The sequence below is a fragment of the Streptomyces sp. NPDC058653 genome (genome assembly GCF_042716895.1).
Taxonomy (GTDB): domain Bacteria; phylum Actinomycetota; class Actinomycetes; order Streptomycetales; family Streptomycetaceae; genus Streptomyces.
Map to the genome: position 1 here is coordinate 51,833 of NZ_JBHXRM010000016.1, position 21,096 is coordinate 72,928.

Annotated in this window: 16 protein-coding genes and 1 pseudogene; 5 read left to right on the top strand and 12 right to left on the bottom strand. The window is 72.1% G+C overall.

Translation table 11 applies throughout. The features are described 5' to 3' along the window. The first annotated feature begins 180 nt into the window (after positions 1-180). Together ACFWU9_RS16090 and ACFWU9_RS16095 are read left to right on the top strand one after the other, a co-directional pair. Positions 181-1,791: an MFS transporter gene (locus ACFWU9_RS16090; RefSeq protein WP_384318651.1), complete on the top strand. Its 1,611-nt coding sequence runs from the start codon at positions 181-183 to the stop codon at positions 1,789-1,791. A gap of 64 nt (positions 1,792-1,855) precedes the next feature. Beyond that, the gene (locus ACFWU9_RS16095; RefSeq protein ID WP_384318653.1) at positions 1,856-3,091 is read left to right on the top strand and encodes a PP2C family protein-serine/threonine phosphatase; all 1,236 of its coding nucleotides are present in this window, start codon (positions 1,856-1,858) and stop codon (positions 3,089-3,091) included. A 131-nt stretch (positions 3,092-3,222) separates the two neighbouring features. Here ACFWU9_RS16095 and ACFWU9_RS16100 read toward each other — a convergent pair. From ACFWU9_RS16100 to ACFWU9_RS16120, 5 genes and pseudogenes are all read right to left on the bottom strand, one after another. Next, positions 3,223-3,981: pseudogene (locus ACFWU9_RS16100) on the bottom strand (SDR family NAD(P)-dependent oxidoreductase); the annotation flags it as partial. A gap of 7 nt (positions 3,982-3,988) precedes the next feature. Next, positions 3,989-5,191, bottom strand: a complete 1,203-nt coding sequence (locus tag ACFWU9_RS16105) for a serine hydrolase domain-containing protein (protein ID WP_384318655.1) — start codon at positions 5,189-5,191, stop codon at positions 3,989-3,991. Positions 5,192-5,242: 51 nt separating this feature from the next. Continuing rightward, complete coding sequence (locus ACFWU9_RS16110) at positions 5,243-6,013, bottom strand: energy-coupling factor ABC transporter ATP-binding protein (RefSeq protein ID WP_384318657.1); 771 nt, start codon at positions 6,011-6,013, stop codon at positions 5,243-5,245. Beyond that, the gene (gene cbiQ, locus ACFWU9_RS16115) at positions 6,010-6,771 is read right to left on the bottom strand and encodes a cobalt ECF transporter T component CbiQ (RefSeq protein ID WP_384318659.1); all 762 of its coding nucleotides are present in this window, start codon (positions 6,769-6,771) and stop codon (positions 6,010-6,012) included. Before cbiQ ends, ACFWU9_RS16110 begins: the two co-directional genes overlap by 4 nt. 1 nt (position 6,772) lies before the next feature. Beyond that, positions 6,773-7,858, bottom strand: a complete 1,086-nt coding sequence (locus ACFWU9_RS16120; RefSeq protein WP_384318661.1) for an energy-coupling factor ABC transporter permease — start codon at positions 7,856-7,858, stop codon at positions 6,773-6,775. Between the two features lie 315 nt (positions 7,859-8,173). On the opposite strand from ACFWU9_RS16120, the gene ACFWU9_RS16125 reads away from it, so the two are divergent. Then, positions 8,174-8,608, top strand: coding sequence for an SsgA family sporulation/cell division regulator (locus ACFWU9_RS16125; protein WP_384318663.1), 435 nt, complete (start codon positions 8,174-8,176; stop codon positions 8,606-8,608). A 123-nt stretch (positions 8,609-8,731) separates the two neighbouring features. Here the strand turns inward: ACFWU9_RS16125 and ACFWU9_RS16130 are convergent, their stop codons facing one another. Together ACFWU9_RS16130 and ACFWU9_RS16135 are read right to left on the bottom strand one after the other, a co-directional pair. Then, positions 8,732-10,981 carry an MMPL family transporter gene (locus ACFWU9_RS16130; RefSeq protein WP_384318665.1) on the bottom strand — a complete coding sequence of 750 codons (2,250 nt, stop codon included), beginning with the start codon at positions 10,979-10,981 and terminating at the stop codon, positions 8,732-8,734. A 150-nt stretch (positions 10,982-11,131) separates the two neighbouring features. Further along, the gene (locus tag ACFWU9_RS16135) at positions 11,132-11,704 is read right to left on the bottom strand and encodes a TetR/AcrR family transcriptional regulator (RefSeq protein ID WP_384318667.1); all 573 of its coding nucleotides are present in this window, start codon (positions 11,702-11,704) and stop codon (positions 11,132-11,134) included. A 218-nt stretch (positions 11,705-11,922) separates the two neighbouring features. Here ACFWU9_RS16135 and ACFWU9_RS16140 point away from each other — a divergent pair, with 218 nt between their 5' ends. Next, positions 11,923-15,327: a S41 family peptidase gene (locus tag ACFWU9_RS16140; protein WP_384318669.1), complete on the top strand. Its 3,405-nt coding sequence runs from the start codon at positions 11,923-11,925 to the stop codon at positions 15,325-15,327. A 324-nt stretch (positions 15,328-15,651) separates the two neighbouring features. On the opposite strand, the gene ACFWU9_RS16145 is transcribed toward ACFWU9_RS16140, so the two are convergent. From ACFWU9_RS16145 to ACFWU9_RS16160, 4 genes are all read right to left on the bottom strand, one after another. Then, the gene (locus ACFWU9_RS16145; protein WP_384318671.1) at positions 15,652-15,831 is read right to left on the bottom strand and encodes a hypothetical protein; all 180 of its coding nucleotides are present in this window, start codon (positions 15,829-15,831) and stop codon (positions 15,652-15,654) included. A gap of 92 nt (positions 15,832-15,923) precedes the next feature. After that, entirely contained in the window at positions 15,924-16,805 is an 882-nt protein-coding gene (locus tag ACFWU9_RS16150; RefSeq protein ID WP_384318673.1) for an SDR family oxidoreductase, read from the bottom strand. Beyond that, a complete protein-coding gene (locus tag ACFWU9_RS16155) occupies positions 16,802-17,749 on the bottom strand; it encodes an alpha/beta fold hydrolase (RefSeq protein ID WP_384318675.1) in 948 nt (315 codons plus the stop codon). Before ACFWU9_RS16155 ends, ACFWU9_RS16150 begins: the two co-directional genes overlap by 4 nt. Further along, a complete protein-coding gene (locus ACFWU9_RS16160) occupies positions 17,746-19,257 on the bottom strand; it encodes a flavin-containing monooxygenase (protein ID WP_384318677.1) in 1,512 nt (503 codons plus the stop codon). Before ACFWU9_RS16160 ends, ACFWU9_RS16155 begins: the two co-directional genes overlap by 4 nt. A gap of 259 nt (positions 19,258-19,516) precedes the next feature. Between ACFWU9_RS16160 and ACFWU9_RS16165 the strand changes: the two genes are divergently transcribed. After that, positions 19,517-20,134, top strand: a complete 618-nt coding sequence (locus tag ACFWU9_RS16165; RefSeq protein ID WP_384318811.1) for a MerR family transcriptional regulator — start codon at positions 19,517-19,519, stop codon at positions 20,132-20,134. A gap of 5 nt (positions 20,135-20,139) precedes the next feature. Here the strand turns inward: ACFWU9_RS16165 and ACFWU9_RS16170 are convergent, their stop codons facing one another. After that, positions 20,140-20,940 carry an exodeoxyribonuclease III gene (locus ACFWU9_RS16170; protein ID WP_384318679.1) on the bottom strand — a complete coding sequence of 267 codons (801 nt, stop codon included), beginning with the start codon at positions 20,938-20,940 and terminating at the stop codon, positions 20,140-20,142. Between the last annotated feature and the right edge of the window lie 156 nt (positions 20,941-21,096).

A 21,096-nucleotide genomic window follows, 5' to 3' on the forward strand; every position in this document is an offset into this window, starting at 1 on the left:
CTCCTGACGGAGGGCCACGCCCGGCGCCCTCCCGGCAAGGACCGGTCGGGCGTCGCCTGACGCGGCGTGACCCGGCGGTCGACTCGCGAGTCCGGTTCGTCCCACTTAGAGTCAGATCCGGGTGAGCGGTGGCGTTCCCTGTCCGAGGGCGCGCACCACCCCGCTCACCACCCCCCACCTATGACTGATTCACAGCCCACACCGCCGAACCCGCCCGGCCCTCCGTCGAACACGCCGCCCGGCACACCCCCGAACACGCCGGACGCGGGGAAGGCCGGCACCGCTCCCGACGGAGAAGGCGGCCACGGCATCGCGCTGGCCATCATCGCGTCCTGCCAGCTGATGGTCGTTCTCGACATCACCATCGTGAACATCGCGCTCCCCCACATCCAGAGCGCCCTGGGCTTCTCGACCCAGAATCTCTCGTGGGTCGTCAACGCGTACACCATCACCTTCGGCGGACTGCTGCTGCTCGGCGGGCGGCTCGGCGACATCCTGGGACGGCGCCGGGTCTTCATCTTCGGCGTGGCGCTCTTCGCCTTCGCCTCGCTGCTCTGCGGTCTCGCGCAGGACGCCTGGCAACTGCTGGCCGCCCGTGCGCTCCAGGGCGTCGGCGGCGCCATCGCCTCCCCGACGGCGCTGTCGCTGATCACCACCACGTTCCGCGAAGGGCCCGCGCGCAACAGGGCGTTCGGCGTGTTCGCGGCCGTCTCCGCGGGCGGCAGCGCGATCGGGCTGCTGCTCGGCGGCATCCTGGTGGAGTGGCTCGACTGGCGGTGGATCTTCTTCGTCAACGTACCGATCGGGCTGCTGATCATCGCCCTGACCCCCCGCTTCATCAAGGAGTCCGAGCCGCGCCCCGGTCATTTCGACATCGTCGGGGCGCTCACCGCGACGCTGGGCATGGTGGGTCTGGTCTACGGCTTCATCCGGGCGTCCGAGGACGGCTGGACGGACGGTCTGACGCTGGGGTCGTTCGGCGCGGCGGTGGTGCTCCTGTTCCTCTTCATCGTCATCGAGCGCCGCTCGCGACAGCCGATCACGCCGCTGTGGATGTTCCGCGACCGCAACCGCGCGGGCGTGTACGGGATGATGCTGAGCCTCTCCGCGGCGCTGTTCGGCATGTTCTTCTTCCTCACGCTCTTCACGCAGGAGGTCCTGGACTTCAGCCCGCTCCGTACCGGTCTCGCCTTCCTCCCGGTGAGCGTGGTCATCGCGATCGGTTCGGGGGTCGCCTCGCAGCTGCTGCCGCGCTGGGGTCCGAAACCGTTCATGGTGACCGGTGCGGTCCTGGCCACCGCCGGCCTCGCCTGGCTGACGCTGACGAACGTCCACAGCACCTACGCGGGCAGTCTGCTGGGCCCGGTGCTGGTCTTCGGCCTCGGCATGGGTTTCCAGTTCGTGTCCCTGACCCTGATGGCGGTCTCGGGCGTGGACCCGAAGGAGGCCGGCGCCGCCTCCGGCATCCTCAACGCGACGCAGCAGGTGGGCGGTTCGCTCGGGCTCTCCATCCTGGTGACGGTGTTCGGCACGGCCACCAGGGACGAGGCGAAGACCCAGACCCGTGACTTCCTGGCCCACGCGACCCCGGCCCAGAAGCTGACCTTCCAGAAGACACGGTCGCTGCCGAAGCCGTGGAGCGACGAGGTGCTGGCCGCGGGTGTCTCGAACGCGTTCATCGTGGCCGCGGTGCTGGCCGGCGTGTCGGCCGTGATCGCGCTGTTCGTGATCCAGGTCCGGGCGTCGGACCTGGAGCGCCTCAAGGGAGGTGTTCCGACGCCGGGCGCGTGACGGATCGGCCCGTTGTAGTCTCGTAACAATCCAGGAAAATGCCGCATTACTGGAAAGTACTGGCGTGAGGGATCGGGACAACACGGGCGAGAGACTGTTCGCGGGGTTGCTGAGCGTCATCGGCAACACCTCGTTCGACGACCTTCCGGACACGGTGAGCGAGCAGGCCGGGCCCGCGGGCTTCACCGAGGTACGTCTCTATCTCGGCGACGTCGAGCGCCGCGCGCTCCATCTGCTCGCCGGCGCGCGCACAGGGGCGTCGGTGGACCGGGTCCTGAGCATCCGGGACACCGAGGCGGGCCGCGCGTACCAGTACGGCCAGGTGCTCGCCGCCGACCCGCCCTCGTCGGGCGGAGCCGCGTACTGGGTGCCTCTGTTCAACGGCAACGAACGCATCGGAATCATGTTCGTCGCCGCCGCGCGGGACGGCGACACCGTCCGCGAGGACGCCACGGGCCTGGCGTCCCTGGTGGCGCTGGCCATCTCCACCAAACGCGGGCACAGCGACACGTACGCGCATCTGAACCGGACCCAGCCGATGAACGTGGCCGCCGAGGCCCAGTGGCACCTGATGCCGCCCCGTACCTACACCGACTCGCGGGTGGCCATCTGCGCCACGCTGGAGCCGTCGTACTGGATCAGCGGGGACGCCTACGACTACGCGACGGCCGGCACCCAGGTCCATCTGGCGATCTTCGACGCCATGGGCCACGACACCGCGGCGGGCCAGACGGCCGCCCTGGCCGTCTCCGCCGCCCGCAGCGCCCGCCGCCGCGGGGCCGGGATCGCCGAGACGGGAGGGGCCATCGAGGACGAGCTGAACCGGGTGTACGACGACCGGTACGTCACGGCTCTCCTCATCTCCCTGGACACCCGCTCCGGGCTGCTGCACTGGGCGAGCTTCGGACACCACCCCCCGCTCGTCCTGCGCCGGGGCGACGCGCTCCGCCTGTCGTGCACGCCCGCGTACCCCCTCGGCACCGGCCTGGGCGACCTGGAACCCACGGTGTGCCGACAGCAGCTGGAGCCGGGGGACCGGATCGTGCTCTACACCGACGGCATCACGGAGGCGCGGCGCGCCCACGGCGCGGAGTTCGGGCTCGACCGCTTCATCTCCGTGCTCACCCAGTACCCCGCCGGCCGGCTGAGCCCTCAGGAGACCGTCCGGCGCTTCGTCCACACGTTCCTCGACTACCACCACGGCCATCTGGAGGACGACGCGACCGTACTCCTGTGCGACTGGCTGGGGCCGGGGCCGCCCATGGGGACCGGGGCGTCCGAGGGTGGCTGGCACTCCTAGCGCGGCCGACCGAGACGGCCGGACGGCGAGGCGGCCACACGCCCAGGCGGCTGGGCCCCGTCCGACAACGGCGCCGGTGCCGGCACCGGAGCCCCGTCCGACACCGAGGCCGGCCCGGGCACCGGCGCCCCCGCCAGTGCCTGTCGCAGCCCCACGTTCGCCGTCAGAATCCCGCCGTCCACCGGCAGCGTCGCCCCCGTGATCCACCCCGCGTCCGACGACGCCAGGAACGCCACCGCCGACGCGACGTCGTCCGGCCGCCCCACCCGGCCCGCCGGGTAGTGCGGGGCCGCGCGCTCCAGGTTGGCCTCGCGGCCGGTCCAGCTCTCGGTGCGGATCGTGCCGGGCGCGACCAGGTTGACGCGGACCCCGCGCGGCGCCGCGTGACCCGCCAGGGTGCGGGTCAGGCTCGCCAGGCCGGCCTTCGCCGCGCTGTAGGCGTGGTTGCCGAAGTCCTGCTCGCCGTTGACCGAGCCGATGTTCACGATCGCGCCGTGTCCGGAGGCCGCCAGGTGCGGCAGCGCCGCCCGCGCGCAGCGGAACGCCCCGGTGAGGGTCAGATCGAGGTCGCGGGCCCAGTGCTCGTCCGTTTCGTCCTCGAAGAGCGGCGCGTCCGGGGTGCAGGAGTACGCGTTGTTGACCAGGACGTCCAGCGAGCCGAAGCGCTCGACGGCGTACGCCACGGCCGCCTCGACCGAGGCGCGGTCGCCCACGTCGCACCCGTACGGCTCCGCGCCGTCGATCAACTCGGCGGCGCGTGCGGCCCGTTCACCGTCCACGTCCGTGAGCAGCACCCGCGCTCCCTCGGCGGCGAGCCGCCTGGCGATGGCCTCGCCGATGCCGCGTCCGGCTCCCGTGATCAGTACGCCGTGGTCCTCGTATCGCCTCATGCGCCGATCATGCGGCCGAGCGGACGGCCCGCACCAGGGCCTGGGCCCGGGGATCCGCCGTCACGCCCTTGCGCATGCCGTTGGTGACATAGCCGAAGGCGATGCCCGACTCGGGGTCGGCGAAGCCGAGCGAGCCGCCGCGTCCCGGGTGCCCGAAGGAGCCGGGCCCCAGCAGCGGCGCGCCCGAACCGTGCAGCATGAAGCCCAGCCCGAAGCGGGTGCCGACGACCAGCACCCGGTCGGGGCCGGCCGACTCCTCGGTACGGGCCAGGGTCAGCGTGGCCGGGGCGAACAGCCGCTCCCCGGCCCGGTAGCCGCGCCCGGGACCGTCCACCGGGCCGATCATCGCCGCGTAACAGCGCGCGAGGGCGCGCGCGGTGGAGATCCCGCCGCTGGCGGGCATCTCGGCGGCGCGGTAGACGGCGCTGTTCTCGTCCGGCGGCGGTTCGATCGCGCCGAACGCCCGCCGGGTGAGCGAATCGGGGTCCTTGTACGCCTCGGTGACCGAGCGCTTGGCGCGCAGCCGCAGTTCGCCGCCGACGGCGGCCGGCTCCTCGATCCGCCCGATCCGGCCCACCCGGTGCGCCTCTTCGACGGGCAGGCCTATCCAGAAGTCCAGGCCGAGCGGGCGGGCGATCTCGTCGGCGATCCACCGGCCGACGGAACGCCCCGTGACGCGTCTCACCAGCTCGGCGAGGAGCCAGCCGTAGGTGTGCGCGTGATAGCCGTGGTCGGCGCCGGGCTCCCACACCGGCCGCTGCGCGGCGAGCGCGTGGGCGCCCGACTCGCCGTCGAGCGCCTCGGTGGTGCCGAGCGGCCGGTCGAGCACGGGCAACCCCGCGCGGTGCGACAACAGGTGCCGTACGAGCACCCGTTCCTTGCCGGCCGCCTTGAACTCCGGCCAGTACGTGCCCACCGGCGCGTCCAGGTCGATCCGTCCGCGCTGGTGCAGCAGAAGCGGTACGGCGGCGGCCACACCCTTCGTCGCGGAGCGGACGACCTGCGCGGTGTCGACGGCCCACGGCTCCGCGCCGTCGACGTCGCGCGTGCCGGCCCACAGGTCGACCACCTTGTGCCCGTCGCGGTAGACGGCGACGGCCGCGCCCCGCTCACCGCGTTCCTGGAAGTTCCGTACGAAGGCGTCCCTGACGGGTTCGAAGCCCGCGGCCACCGTGCCCTGGACGTCAGCGACGCCTACCATCCCGCTCATGCCTCCATGGTGCACGCATCACGGCGCCCGCCGGGCCACCGGGGTTGGCGGCTACGCGACCGACGTGGGGTCGAAACCGAACGGCAACTCCAGGCGGTGCGCGCCCATCAGCTCCGCGTCGCCGAGCAGGTCGCGTGTCGGTCCGTCGGCCGCGATGACGCCCTCGCTGAGGATCACCGCGCGCGGGCACAGCTCCAGCGCGTAGGGCAGGTCGTGGGTGACCATCAGGACGGTGACGTCCAGCGCCCGCAGGATGTCGGCGAGTTCGCGGCGCGAGGCCGGATCCAGGTTGGACGAGGGTTCGTCGAGTACGAGGATCTCGGGCTCCATCGCCAGGACCGTCGCGACGGCGACCCTGCGGCGCTGCCCGAAGGAGAGATGGTGCGGCGGCCGGTCCGCGTACTCGGCCATGCCGACCCGGGTGAGCGCGGCGACGACCCTGGCCTCCAGCTCGGCGCCGCGCAGACCGGACGTCGCGGGGCCGAAGGCGACGTCCTCGCGGACGGTGGGCATGAAGAGCTGGTCGTCGGGGTCCTGGAAGACGATGCCGACCCGGCGGCGTATCTCGGCGAGGTTCTTCTTCGCGACGGGCAGTCCGGCGACGGTGACGGACCCCGCGCCCGCCGTGTGGATGCCGTTGAGGTGCAGGACGAGGGTGGTCTTGCCCGCGCCGTTGGGCCCGAGCAGCGCGACCCGCTCCCCGCGCGCGACGGTCAGGTCGACGCCGAAGAGCGCCTGGTGGCCGTCGGGGTACGCGTAGGCGAGCCCCCGCACTTCGAGGGACGGCGGTGGTGGCGGCTGCTCGGTGGACTGCGTGCTCATAGCGTCCAGCCAAGCAGACAGACCGCGAGCGCCGAGAGGGGGAGTGCGGCGGCGGCCGTCCACTGTGCGCGCGAGGCCGTCATCTCGTCGATGACGGGCATCGTGCCCGTGTAACCGCGGCTCATCATCGCCAGATGCACCCGCTCCCCGCGCTCGTAGGAGCGGATGAACAGGGCGCCGGCGGATTTGCCGAGCACACCCCAGTGCCGTACGCCGCGCGCCTCGAAGCCGCGTGAGCGGCGGGCGACGGACATCCGGCGCAGCTCGTCGGTGATCACGTCGCCGTAGCGGATCATGAACGTCGCGATCTGGACGAGCATCGACGGAAGCCTGAGCCGTTGCAGCCCGAGGAGCAGCGCGCGCAGTTCGGTGGTGGAGGCGAGGAGTACGGAGGCGGCGACCCCCAGCGTGCCCTTGGCCAGCACGTTCCAGGCGCCCCACAGGCCGGGGACGCTCAGGGACAGCCCCAGGAACCCGACCTGTTCGCCGGGCACCACGAACGGCATGAGGACGGCGAAGGCCACGAACGGGACCTCGATCAGCATCCGGCGGAGCAGGAAGCCGGCCGGGACGCGGGCGAGCGCCGCGACGCCGGCGAGCAGGGCCGCGTACAGACCGAACGCCCACACGGCCTCGCGCGGGGTGGAGACCACGACGAGCACGAAGCACAGGACGGCGGCGAGCTTGCAGTGCGGGGGCAGCGCGTGGACCGGTGAGCCGCCGTGCCGGTAGAGCTTGTGGGCGTGGCCCGCTCCCATGTCAGGCCCGCTCGGGGGAGGCGGCGGGCGCGTTCCCCGTCGTACGGCGCCGGTGGACCACGTAGAAGATCCCGCTGCCGACGAGGACCGTCGCGCCGACGCCGATCACACCCGCGAGGCCTCCGGAGAGCCGGGCGTCGGAGACGTCCTTGACGCCGTAGTCCGCGAGCGGGGAGCCGGCGGCGGCGTGCTCCTCGACCTTCTTGTCGATGCCCTTGTCGGCGGCGACCTTCTCCAGGCCGTCGGGGTTGGCGGAGGCGTAGAAGGAGACGACCCCGGCGAGCACGAGGGCCGTGCCGAGGCCGGCGGCGAGGAGTCCGCGCGGCGAGCGCGGGGTGGTCGGCGCGGCGGCCGGGACGGGCGCCGGCGCGTCCACCAGCTCACCGTCGACGCGCAGCTTGAGCGGCGTAGCGAGCCCGCGCGCGCCGTGGACCAGGTCCGGGCGTACGGCGATGACCGCCCCGACCGTCAGCGCGGTGATCGCGGCCTCGCCGATGCCGATGAGAACGTGCACACCGACCATCGCGGTGAGCACCTTGCCGATCGGGATGTGCGTGGTGCCGCCGATCGCGTAGAGAAGGGTGAAGGCCGCCGCGGCGGCCGGCACGGAGACCAGCGCGGCGACGAACGCGGACCCGGTCACGGAGCTCCGCCCGCGCGGCAGGACGCGGAGCAGACCGCGGAAGACCGTGTACGAGACGATCACGGTCACGACGCCCATGACCGTGATGTTCACGCCGAGAGCGGTGAGTCCGCCGTCGGCGAAGAGGATGCCCTGCATCAGCAGGACGACGGCGATGCAGAGGACTCCGGTGAAGGGCCCGACGAGTATCGCGGCGAGCGCCCCGCCCAGCAGATGTCCGCTGGTGCCGGCCGCGACGGGGAAGTTCAGCATCTGTACGGCGAAGACGAAGGCGGCGACGAGGCCGGCGAGGGGCGCGGTGCGTTCGGCGCCGTGACCCTCGGCGAGCGGGCCGGTGCCCAGTTCGCGGCGGGCGCCGCGCAGGCTGACGGCCACGGCACCGGCCGCGACGACCCCGGCGGCGGCCGACACCGGCAGATTGATCATTCCGTCGGGGACATGCATGGGCGGGCTCCGCTTCCGGGCAGACAGGTGTGATGAACCGCTCGAAGTGAACCGTTCGAATAGATAGTCCTCTCTTGCGAACGAGTTGCAAGAGCGCGGGGCATGCGAACCGGTGTACGGCCACCGAACGGCGCGGAAAGTTTGAGATCCGCGGGACACTCGGCGTTAAATAACAGATAAAAGGTTTGTTGTGCTGTAAAGCACCGCAGACTAAGACATGTGGGGCATGGGGCGCGGTGTCACACCCCGTGTCACCGCACCGCGCCACCGCACCGCGTCGAGAGCGCCGCGGAACCGCCGCAGAGGAGCGAAACGATGCCGGCCGTCGTCGAGCAGCCTGCCAAGGTCCGTCTCATCACGGACGCCCCCCACCACGGATGTCTGACGGTCACCCTCCGCTACGACAGTGCCGATCCCCTCGCCGTCCGCGTCGTCTTCCCCGCCGAGGTGTCGCCGGACGGCGCCGAGGTGGTGTGGGCCTTCGCCCGCCGCCTGCTCGAATCGGGCCTGCGCACCCCGTCGGGCGACGGCGACGTACGTGTCTGGCCGTGCGGACGGGCGCAGACGATGCTTGAGTTCCACTCGCCGGAGGGCGTCGCGCTGACCCAGTTCGACACGGCTCCGCTGCGCCGGTTCCTCCGGCTGACGTACGAGACGGTGCCGGTCGGCGAGGAGCGCTACCCGCTGCGCGCCAAGCGCGGCCTCGACCGGCTCCTGCACCACACGCACCTGAGCCCGTCCGGCGATTGAGGACAGGCGCGGCCCGCCGGCCGCGCGACCCCGCCGACACCGCTGTCCACCCCACGGACAGCCCACCGACAGCCCACCGGGCGGACTGCGAAGGCAGCCCGCCCGGCGGTTGAGATCAGCGGGTCAGACGCGCGCCAGCTCCTTCTCCGGCCCGGCGTCGCGGCCCGCGGCCCCGGCCTGCTCCTTCTCCAGCATCCTGCGCAGCTGCTCGCCCTCGACGTCGACGTTCGGCAGCAGCCGGTCCAGCCAGCGCGGCAGCCACCACGCCTTGCCGCCGAGCAGCGCGAGCACCGCGGGCACGATCGCCATCCGGACGACGAACGCGTCGAAGAAGACCGCGATCGCCAGCGAGAAGCCGATCATCTTGACCATGGACTCGCTGGAGCCGATGAAGCCCGCGAAGACCGCCATCATGATCACCGCGGCGGCCGTGACGACGCGCGCCCCGTGCCGGAAGCCGGTGGTGATCGCCTGGCCGGGCCGCTCCCCGTGCACATGCGCCTCACGCATCCGCGTGACGAGGAAGACCTCGTAGTCCATCGCGAGACCGAAGACCACACCGACCATGAAGATCGGCATCATCGACATGACGGGACCGGTCTGCTCCACCCCGAACAGGCCCGAGAGCCAGCCCCACTGGAAGACCGCGACCACCGCGCCGAGCGCGGCGACGACCGACAGGAGGAAGCCGAGGGCCGCCTTGAGCGGTACGAGGACCGAGCGGAAGACCAGCATCAGCAGCAGGAACGCCAGACCCACGACGAGCCCCAGATACGGCAGGAGCGCGTCGTTCATCTTCTCGGAGAAGTCGGTGTTCATCGCGGTGGCGCCGGTGACCAGCACCTTCGCCTCGCTGTCGGAGGCGATCTCCCCGCCGGCCTCGCGGATGGTGTGGACGAGGTTCTCCGTCTCCACCGAGGAGGGACGGTCCTTCGGAACGACGGTGATCGTCGCCGTGTCGCCGGCCTTGTTGTAGCTGGCCGGGGTGACGGCCGCGACGCCCTTCAGTTCCTTCACCGCGTCGGTGACCTGCGCGGCGGTCTCCTTGGCGTTGTCGTCGCCCTTGCCGTCGACGACGACCATCAGCGGCCCGTTGAAGCCGGGACCGAAACCGTCCGACAGGATGTCGTACGCCTTGCGCTGCGTGGTGCTGGTCGGCTGCGAGCCGTCGTCGGGCAGACCCATCTCCAGCTGGGTGGCCGGGACGGCGATGATGCCGAGGCCGACGACTCCGGCGAGGAGCACGGCGACCGGGCGGCGCAGTACGAAACGGGACCAGCGGGTACCCATGTTGGGCTTGCCCTCGGCCACCCCGCCGTCCGCCGAGACCGCCTGCTCCCGCGCCATCCTCTCGCGCAGCTTCCTGCCGTGCACCCGCCTGCCCGCGAAGCCCAGCATGGCCGGGACGAGCGTGAGCGCGACGAGGACGGCGATGACGACCGTGCCGGCCGCCGCGACGCCCATCTTGGTGAGCATCGGGATGTTGACGACCGCGAGCCCGACGAGCGCGATGACGACGGTGAGCCCGGCGAAGACCACGGCCGATCCGGCGGTCCCCGCCGCCCGCCCGGCGGCTTCCTCGGGCTCACGCCCCTCGGCCAGCTCCGCCCGGTAGCGGGAGACGATGAACAGCGCGTAGTCGATACCGACGGCGAGACCGATCATCATCGCGAGGATGCTGGTGGTGGAGCCGAGGTCCATCACGCTCGCCAGCGCGGTGATGCTCGACACGCCGATCCCGACGCCGATGAGCGCGGTGAGCAGCGGCAGTCCGGCCGCGATCAGCGAACCGAAGGTGATGACGAGTACGACCGCCGCGACCGAGATACCGATGATCTCGGTGGCCCCGGTCTCCGGTGCGGCCTGGAGCGCGTCACCGCCGATCTCGACGGTGAGGCCCGCCTCCCGCGCCTCGGCCCCCGTCTCCTCCAGCGCCGTACGCGTCTCCTCGGTCAGCTCCATCGAGTTGACCTTGTAGGTGATCGAGACGTACGCCGTCGAACCGTCCTGCGAGACGGCCTTCGCGGTGTACGGGTCGGCGACCCGGGCGATCTGGTCCGAGCCGGCCGGCAGCTCGTCGACGATCTTCTCGACCTCGGCCTTGTTGGCGCCGGACGTCATCTTCTCGCCCTCGGGCGCCTTGAAGACGACCCTGGCGGTGGCCCCGTCGGCGCTGCCGCCGGGGAAGCGCTCTTCCAGCAGGTCGAAGGCCTTCTGGGCCTCCGTCCCAGGGATGGAGAAGGAACTCGATGTCGCGGTGGACGCGGACGCCGCGCCGACGCCGGCGAGAGCCAGCAGCGCCACCCATACGAGGGCGACGAGATTTCGGCGCCGGAAGGCGAACCGTCCGAGTCTGTAGAGAAACGTGGCCACGAGGCGTACTCCCGGTCTGGGGCTGAATCAAGGGCATGGGGAGCCGACCGACGGCGCGAGAGCGACACGCGTCAGGTGCTGGGTACTGCTGGGGAACCCCGGAGATGGGCGAGCGGCCCAGGGAGGCGGAGCTGCGAGCTGCGGGGAGGGTCAGACGCCGAGGGCGGGGAGAAGCACGGCGTCCAGATAATCGCGGAGGAAGGCCTTGTCGACCGACCGGTCCTCGACGAGCTGCCGGGCGACGAAGGCGCCGACCAGCATGTGTGTGACGTATTTCAGCGCGGGTTGGTCCGCGCTGACCTCGCCCCGGTCCACGGCACGGCGCAGGAAGACACCGAGACCGTTGAGTTCGGGCTCGATGAGCAGGTCGCGCAGGGCCTGGTGGAGATCGGGGTTGGTGTGGACGGCATGGGCCAGGCCCCGCATCAGCGCGGAGTCCCGTTCCATCTGGCAGTCGTCGGCCATCTCGACCATGGCGTGGAAGTCCCCGCGCAGCGAGCCGGTGTCGATCTGTGCGACATCGGCGGGCTTGTTGGCGCGCAGGGCCCGTGCGACGAGCTCCGGCTTGCTCCCCCACTGGCGGTAGAGGGTGGCCTTGCTGGAGTGGGTGCGGGCGGCGACGGCGTCCATGGTGAGGGCGTCGTAGCCGACCTCACGCAGCAGGTCGAGCGTGGCACCGTACAACTCGCTCTCGCGCTCGGGCGTGAGTCTGGTGCGTGCCATGGCCGACCTCCCGTCACGGTCGTGAGGAGCTGAACGAAACGACTTCGTACAGTACGAAGATAACCGCACCCTCATCGAAACGGCAACGTTTCGCTTGTGGCCTCCACCACACCGGCGACCGCACCACCGCCCCACCCGACCGTCCGGCCGAACACATCCGGCCAACTCGGCTCGGCCCACGAGTTGCCGCGCCCCTCCCGCACGGAAAGCATTGGGGGGTGAGTGACGACGTCGCGTATCTCCGTTATCCGCATCTACACGACGACTTGCTGTGCTTCGCCGCCGAGGACGACCTCTGGGTCGCCCCTCTCTCGTCGGCCAAGCACCGCCCGGACCGGGCGTGGCGGGTGACCGTCGACCGCACACGGGTGGGGCACCCGCGGTTCTCGCCGGACGGGAGCCAGATCGCGTACACGAGCTGGCGCAGCCTGGATCCGGAGATCCATCTGGCGCCGGTGGCCGGCGGCCCGGCCCGGCGCCTCAGCTACTGGGGATCCACCGACACCCGCGTCTGCGGCTGGACCCCGCCCGACAAGGACGGCGGGGCGCAGATCCTCGCCGTCTCCTCGCACGGCCAGCCCTTCTCGTACTACTCCTGGGCCTACAGCGTCCCCACCGACGGCTCCCCCGGCGGCAAACTCCCCTGGGGCCCGGTCGCCGACATCGCGATCGCCGACATCGGGGGCGAGCGGCGCAGCCTGCTGCTCACCGGCAAGCCGCCGCACGAACCGGCGGCGTGGAAGCGGTACCGGGGCGGCGCCACGGGCCGGCTCTGGCTGCACGGCGAGCGGCTGCTGGCGGATCTGCCCGGCCATCTCGACTGCCCGATGTTCGTGGCCGGGCGTATCGCCTTCCTCTCCGACCACGAGGGCGTCGGCAATCTCTACTCGACGCTCCCCGACGGGACCGATCTGCGCCGGCACACCGACCACGACGCCTTCTACGCCCGCCACGCCTCGTCCGACGGGCACCGGGTCGTCTACCAGTGCGCGGGCGAGCTGTGGCTCGTGGACTCGCTGGAGCCGGACTCGGTGCCGCGCCGCCTGTCGGTACGGCTCGGCGGACCGCGCGCCGGACGGCGCGCCTACCAGGTCCCGGCCGCCCACCACGTCGACGCGATCTCCGTGGACACCACGGGCCGGGCGAGCGCCGTCTCCGTCCGCGGCAGCCTGTACTGGCTCACCCACCGCGACGGCCCGGCCCGCACGATCACGGACACCCCGGGCGTACGCGTACGGCTCCCCGCGATGCTCGGCAGCGGCGGCAAGGTCGCCTACGTCACGGACGCGGACGGCGAGGACGCGGTCGAGATCGCCTATCTGCCGCGCGCGAGCGGTGACATGCCGCCGCTGCGCCTCGCCTCCGGGCGGCTGGGCCGGGTCCATGAGCTGATCGCCGACCCGGACGGTGAGCGCCTGGCGCTGAGCACGCACGACGGAAGGCTGCTGATACTGAGGGTTCCTGACGACACGTCGGACGAGGGCACCCCGGGGGCCGCGACACCGGCCGCCGACGGCGGAGCCGGGTCCGACACGGAGTCGGTCACCGAGGTGACCGAGGTCGCCGCCGACGACGTGACCGAGCTGATCCGCTCGGTCAACGGCCCCGTCACCGACCTCGCCTTCTCCCCCGGCGGCGACTGGATCGCCTGGTCCCACCCGGGCGTCGGCCGCTCGCTGCGGCAGATCAGGATGGCGCGGATCGCCGACCGTACGGTCGTGGATGTCACGAACGGGCGTTTCGAGGACGAGAATCCGGTTTTCACGCGGGACGGCCGATATCTCGCCTTTCTTTCCTGGCGCGGGTTCGACCCGGTGTACGACGTGCACACCGGCGACCTGTCCTTCCCGCTGGGCTGCCGCCCCTATCTCGTACCGCTGTCGTCGGCGACGCCCTCGCCGTTCGCGCTCCTCCCCGACGGCCGTCCGGCGGCCGGCGGGCTCGACCCGTTGCCGGTCGTCGCGTCCGACGGCACGGCGGCGGTGCCCGACGGGACCGTCACGGTCGAGGTCGAGGGGCTCCCGAGCCGGGTCACGCCCTTCCCGGTCTCCGCGTCCAAGTACTCGGCCCTGCAACCCGTCAGCGGCGGTGGCCTGGTCTGGCTGCGCTGGCCGATCTCGGGCGCGCTCGGCGAGACGTTCGCCAACCCGGCCGACACCTCGGGCCGGCCGACCCTCGAACACTTCGACCTCACCAAGGCGCGCAAGAGCGAACTCGTCGACCACCTCGACTGGTTCGCGGTCAGCCGCGACGGCTCACGGCTGGTGGTCGTGGACGACGACGACCTGCGCGCCGTGCCCGCGACCGAGCCCGGTGACGGCGACTCGACCGTCCATCTCGACCTGCGCCGCATCCTGCACGAGGTCGATCCGGCGGCGGAGTGGCGCCAGGCGTACGCGGAGGCGGGCCGCATCATCCGCTCGTACTTCTGGGAACCGGACATGTGCGGGATCGACTGGGACGCGGTGCTCGACCAGTACCGCCCGCTGGTCGAACGCGTCGCGTCCCCCGACGAGTTCGCCGATCTGCTGCGCGAGGCCCTGGGCGAGCTGGGCACCTCGCACGCGTACGTCACGCCCGCCCGCCGCAACGAGGGACCGCCGCACTACCAGCGCGCGATGGGTCTGCTCGGCGCCAACCTCGTCTGCCGGGACGGCGAATGGCTGGTGAAGCGGATCCTGCCCGGTGAGTCGTCGGACTCCAAGGCCCGCTCCCCACTGGCCGGTACGGGTATCCGTGAGGGCGCGGTCCTCACCCATGTCGACGGCCGGCCCGTCGACCCGGTGACGGGCCCCTTCCCGCTGCTCTCCGCCGCCGGCGGCACGACGGTCGAGCTGACCTTCCGTCCGGCCGAGGACCTGTCACCGGGCAACGGCGGTACGCGGCACGGGGGTTCACGGCGCGTGGCGATCGTCCCGCTCGTCGACGAACGGCCGCTGCGCTACCAGGACTGGGTGGCCAAGCGCCGCGAGGTCGTCCGCGAGATGAGCGGCGGCAAGTGCGGCTATCTACACATCCCCGACATGGGCGGCTCGGGCTGGGCCCAGTTCAACCGCGATCTGCGCCTGGAGGTCTCCAGGCCGGCGCTGATCGTGGACGTACGGGGCAACGCAGGCGGCCACATCAGCGAACTGGTCGTGGAGAAACTGACCCGGCGCATCCTCGGCTGGGACCTGACGCGCAACGCACAGGCGGTGAGTTACGCCTCCAACGCGCCGCGCGGGCCGGTGGTCGCGATCGCGGACGAGGCGACGTCCTCCGACGGCGACATGATCACGGCCGCCTTCCGGCTGCTGAAGCTGGGCCCGGTGGTCGGACAGCGCACCTGGGGCGGTGTGGTCGGCATGACGGGCCGGCACCGGCTGGGCGACGGGACGGTGATCACGGTGCCGATGAACGCGGCGTGGTTCGACGCGTACGGCTGGTCCGTCGAGAACCATGGCGTGGAGCCGGACATCGAGGTGCTGCGGACCCCGCTCGACTGGGCGGAGGGCCGGCACGCGCAGCTCGACGACGCGGTGTGGGTGGCGCTGGAACTGCTGGCGAAGCAGCCGGCGGCGACCCCACCGGGGTACGGCGACGTCCCGGACCGCCGCCGGCCCCCACTGCCGCCGCGGTCCTGAACCGGGCCCGGCGGGCCGGTCCGCGGTGGCTCTTCCTGTCCTCGATCTTGTCCTCGACCGCCGGACGGGCCGAATGAGCCCGTCCGGCGATCGGGAACAACCGGGCCCCGGGCCGCGCGATCGCGCGGCACGCCCACTCGCCGCCAAGCCCCGAGAAGACGCGGGAGTCGCCCCTCGGGAGCTGTCGTCGGCCAGCAACGGTCCGGCCGCCGCGGTGGCAGGAGCGGCGGCAGGAGCTCCCCGATCCACCCGACCGACAGGTCCCCCCAGCACACGGAGAGCGCACGCGAGAAGCGCACCGGGCGCGCCCCGCGGACAGCGGGTTCAGGCGTCGTAGTCGTCGGAGAAGCGGTCACGCGCGTCCTGCGCGCGCCGGCGCGCACGGTCCCGCTCGTCCTCCGAGGAGCGCTCCGGGGCCTCGTCCTCCTTCTCGTCGGCGGCCCGCTTCCTCGCCTGGTCGGCGAGTTGCCGCGACTTGTCCTTGAACTGGTCCGCGATGCCCATGGGATCTCTCACTCCTGGAAGTCCGGTGGGGCCCGTGGACGACTCCCGGGCCCCGACCAGACTTGCACGCCCCGACATACCCCGCATTTCGATCAATTGCGCCGGGCACGCCCCTGCTCGTCGGCCGCCCCGCCGACCCCCAGCAGCCCCCTGGCCACTCCCCCGAGCCTCGGTTCGACAGCCCTCATCCGGCGGGACCCGACCGTCGCGACCAGGCCCGGCAGACACGCGCGCACGGACCGCGTCCCCCGCAGCCACCACTGCGCGTACACATGCGCCGAGCGCCGCTCGATCCCCGAGACGACGCGCTCGGCCGCGGGCCCCAGCGGATACGTCTTGTTGGCCGGCCACGGCAGCCCCTGCCGCATCTCGCGCATCACCTCGTCCTCGTCGGCGCCGCGCACCATGTCGGTGTCGGTCCAGGACAGATAACCGACGCCGACCCGTACGCCCTTGTGCCGGACCTCGGCGCGCAGGCTGTGCGCGAAGGCCTCGGCCCCCGACTTGGAGGCGCAGTACGCGGTCATCATCGGCGCCGGGACGATCGCGGCGAGCGAGGCTATCTGGAGGAAGTAGCCCCGGCTCTCGATCAGTACGGGCAGGAACGCGCGCGCCGTGACCGCGCCGCCGACGAGGTTCACCTCGATCACCCGGCGCCAAGCGACGGGGTCCGAGCCGAGGAAGGGGCCGCCGGCCGCCACACCCGCGTTGGCCACAACGATGTCGACCTTCCCGAACCACTCCTTGACCTCCCCCGCGACACGCGCCATCGCCTCGTGGTCGGTGACGTCGGCGTACCAGTGCGCGCAGTCCGTGTGGAGCCTGCTCGCCACGTCCTTCAGCTCCTCGGCCTCCAGGCCCACGAGCGCCACCCTGGCGCCGCGCGCCGAGAGTTTGCGGGCCAGCGCCTCGCCCACCCCGCGCGCCGCGCCGGTGACGACGGCGACCTGACCCTCCAGACCGACCCCGCTCATACGGCGCTCTCCCTGTCCGCCTCGTCCCTGTGCCCGCCCCTGTCGGCGCCGGCCCGAAGATGGTCCTCCGCGAGCCTCCGGATCACGGCGGTCACCGCCTCGGGAGCCTCCACCGGTGTCATGTGCCCCATCCCCGTCAGCCGGGTGACGCCCACGCAGTCCGGCAACTCGGCGACCAGCCGACTCGTCAGGACCGGCGGTGTCAGCCGGTCGGCGGTCCCCGAGACGACCGCCGTGGGGACCCTCAACTCCCGTACCCCCGCGTCGAGATCGAGCGAGCCGAGCACCTGCGCCCAGGCCACCCGCACCGCGCGCGGACACGCGTGCACGATCTCCGCGCACACCGCGACCCGGTCCGGCGCCGTGCCGGGCCCCATGGTCCCGTACCGCAGGAACCGCTTCGACAGAGGCGTGACCGGGCCGAGCGGGGCCCGCGCGCCGAGGATCATCCGGGTCAGCCGGGTCCGCAGCCGCCCGGCGCGCATCGGCACCACGAGCGCCTCGGCCACCAGGTTCGAACTGCCGGTGCTGCACAGCAGCGCCGCCGCAGCGTGCTCCCGGAAGGCCGGCCGCGCGGCGGCGGCCATCAGCGTCATGCCGCCCATGGAGTGCCCGGCCACGACCGCCTTCTCGCCCGGCGCGAGGGTCGCCTCCAGCACCGCCTCCAGATCGTCGGCGAGCGCGTCGGTGCTGTAGCCGCCCCGGGCGACGGCGGGCGAACGCCCGTGCCCGCGCTGGTCGTAGACGATCACCCGGAAGTCGGCGGCGAGCGCGTCGATCTGCGCCGCCCAGAAGAGGGTCGAGCAGGTCCAGCCGTGGACGAGGACGATCGCGGGCGCGTCCTCGGAGCCGTACACCTCGATGTGCGGACGCGCTCCGTCGGCGGAACGCGCGGTGGTCTCACGGACGGGCCGCGCGGTGGGCCCGGGGACGGATCGGCTCATCGGACGCTCTCCTTGACATCGGGCCGGGTCTTCGCCGCCGGTGCCCGGACGACCTCGTACTCGCCGGGGTCCACGGTCCGCGTGGCCCGGCGGAACTCGGTCGTCGTCCCGGGCCAGATCGTGGTGTTGCGCCCGCTCGCGTCCCGGTACCAGCTGGTGCAGCCGCCGGTGTTCCACACGGTGCGCCTCATTTTCTCCTGTACCCGGCGGTTCCACCCCTCGACGGCCGCCGGTGTGGGGGTGAGGGCCGCGCCCGCCCCGAGCGAGCCGAGCGTGCGCAGATAGTCGCCGAGATAGCTGAGCTGCGACTCGATCATCAGGATCATCGAGGAGTTGCCGAGACCGGTGTTGGGGCCGACGATCGTCATGAAGTTGGGGAAGCCCACGGCGGTCGCGCCGCGCAGGGACGCCATGCCGTCCTTCCACGACTCGGCGAGCGTGATGCCCGCCGCCCCCACCACCCGCTCGACGATGGGCATGTCGGTCACGTGGAAGCCGGTGGAGAAGACGATCGCGTCGACCTCGGTCGCGCTGCCGTCGGCCGCGACGACGGTCGACCCGCACACCTCGGAGAGCGCGGAGGCGACGACGTCGACGTTGGGCCGCGCGAGCGCCGGATAGTACGTGCTGGACAGCAGGATGCGCTTGCAGCCGATGCGGTACGAGGGGGTCAACTTGGCCCGCAGCACGGGGTCCTTGACGGCCCGCGTCATGTTGGCCCTGGCCAGGCGCTCCACGAGCCGCAGCTCACCGGGCCGCTTGGTGAACGCCTGGACCTGCAACTCCCTGATGCCCCAGAGCAGTCCGCGCCGTGCGGCGCCGGCGGCCGGCAGCGTCCGGTAGAGCCATCGCTCGGCGGCGGAGATCGGCCGGTCGGCGCGCCGCATCACCCACGGCGGGGTGCGCTGGAAGAGCGTCAGCCTCGCGACGTCGGGCTGGAGGGCCGGCACGATCTGGATCGCCGACGCGCCGGTGCCGACGACGGCGACGCGCTTGCCCCGGGGGTCGAAGCCGTGGTCCCAGCGGGCGGAGTGGAAGACCTTGCCGGGGAACGAGTCGAGGCCGGGTGTGTCCGGCACCCTGGGGTCGGACAGCGCCCCGGTCGCGGAGACGACGACGTCCGCCGTGAGGGTCCCGCGCGAGGTCTCGATCTCCCAGAGGGCCGCCTCGGCGATCCAGCGCATCAGCAGCACCTCGTGGTTCAGCCGGATGTGCGGCCGGAGCCCGAAGGTGTCGGTCACGCGCTCCAGATACGCGCGGATGTGCGACTGCCCCGAGAAGGTGCGCGGCCAGTCGGGGTTGGGCGCGAAGGAGAACGAGTAGAGATGTGAGGGCACGTCACACGCGCAGCCCGGATAGTCGTTGTCCCGCCAGGTCCCGCCGACCGAGCCGGCCCGTTCCAGGACGACGAAGTCGGTGATCCCCTCGCGCCGCAGCCGGACGGCGGCCCCCAGGCCCCCGAATCCGGATCCGACCACCGCCACCCGTACGTGCTCGTGCTTGGTCATGCCGCCGCCTCCCGCCGGAGTGGATCCCGATAACCGCGCCAGTAATCACTGGCACTGTTGGGAGGGTAGGGCAGCTCCCTACTCACGGGTAGGGGGCGGACAGGAAAAGTTACCGCCGGTACGAGGACATAGGCTGGCCGCCATGTCCGACCAGGAGGAAGCCCAGGACGAAACCCGCGAGCCGGACGAGTCCCGCGCGTCCCACCAGCCCCGCGCGTCCCACCAGCCCCCCGAGTCCCCTGAGTTCCGCGAGTACCGGGTGAAGGAGCTGGCGGAGGCGGCTGGCGTCCCGGTGCGTACGGTGCGCTTCTACCGCGAACGCGGCCTGATCCCACCGCCCCGCAGGGAGGGCCGGATCGCCTGGTACGACAGCCACCACCTGGCCCGGCTCCGTACGATCGCCGCCCTCCTGGAGCGCGGCCACACCCTCAACGGCATCGCCGACCTCGCCGCCGCCTTCGACAGCGGCCGCGACGTGGGCGAGGTCCTCGGCCTCGGCGAACCGACCGACGAGACACCCGTCCGGCTCACCCCCGAGGAGCTGGCCGACCACTTCGAGGGGGAGGTCACGGCGGAGAACCTGGCCACCGCGCTCGAACTCGGCTATCTCGCCACCGACGGCGACGACCTCGTCCACATCAGCCGCCGCCTCCTGGACGTCTCGGCCCGGCTGGTCCGCGAGGGCATCCCGCTCTCGGTGGTCTTCGAAGCGGGCCGCGAGGTCCGCGCCCACGCCGACGCCCTGGCGGAGCTCTTCGCGACGACGCTCACGGCGCACGCGCCCGACACCGCCCCGGAGGTCCTGCGCCCCCTCGCCAGAAGCGTGGTGGACGCGGAGCTCTCCATGGCGATGGACCGCCGGCTGCGCGGGAGGTAGCCCGGCTACCCCAACTCGTACGCCACACTCACCGGCGCGTGGTCGCTCCAGCGCTCGCCGTGCGTCGCCGCCCGCTCCACCCACGCCTTCACCGCGCGCTCCGCGAGGCCCGCCGTCGCCACCTGGTAGTCGATACGCCAGCCCGTGTCGTTGTCGAACGCCCGCCCCCGGTACGACCACCAGGTGTACGGCCCGGCCTGGTCCGGATGGAGCGCGCGCACCACGTCCACGTACCTCGCCTCGTCGAAGACCCGTGTCAGCCAGGCCCGTTCCTCGGGCAGGAACCCGGACGACGTGCGGTTGGCCCTGTGGTTCTTGAGGTCGGCCTCCTGGTGCGCGATGTTCCAGTCGCCGCAGACCAGCACCTCCCGCCCGTCCGCCGCCGCGCGCTCCCGGAGCCCCTGGAGATACGTCAGGAACTCGTCCATGAACCGGACCTTCTCGTCCTGGCGCTCCGTACCCACGTCGCCCGACGGCAGATAGAGGCTGGCCACCGTCACACCGGGCAGATCGATCTCGACGTACCGCCCGCTGGTGACGAACTCCGCGCCGCCGAAGCCGATCCGCACCCGCTCCGGCTCCCGCCGCGAGTAGAGCGCGACGCCCGCGCGCCCCTTGGCCGCGGCCGGCGCGAACACGGTGTGCCATCCCTCGGGCTTGCGCACCGCCTCGGAGAGCTGGCCCTCCTCGGCCCGCACCTCCTGGAGGCACACCACATCGGCCCCGGTCCCGGCCAGCCACTCCACGAACCCCTTCTTCGCGGCGGCCCGCAGCCCGTTCACATTCACGGATGTCACCGTCAGCACAACACTCTCCTGAACATGGGAAGACCCAGGCACGCTACTTGACGGCGGACGCCTCCTCCTTCGGCACCCACGAGGAGGGTTGACCGGGGCGCGCGAACCGCTCGGCCCATGGGACGGACCCAAAAAGCTGCAACATACAGCCAGCGTTCACCCAAG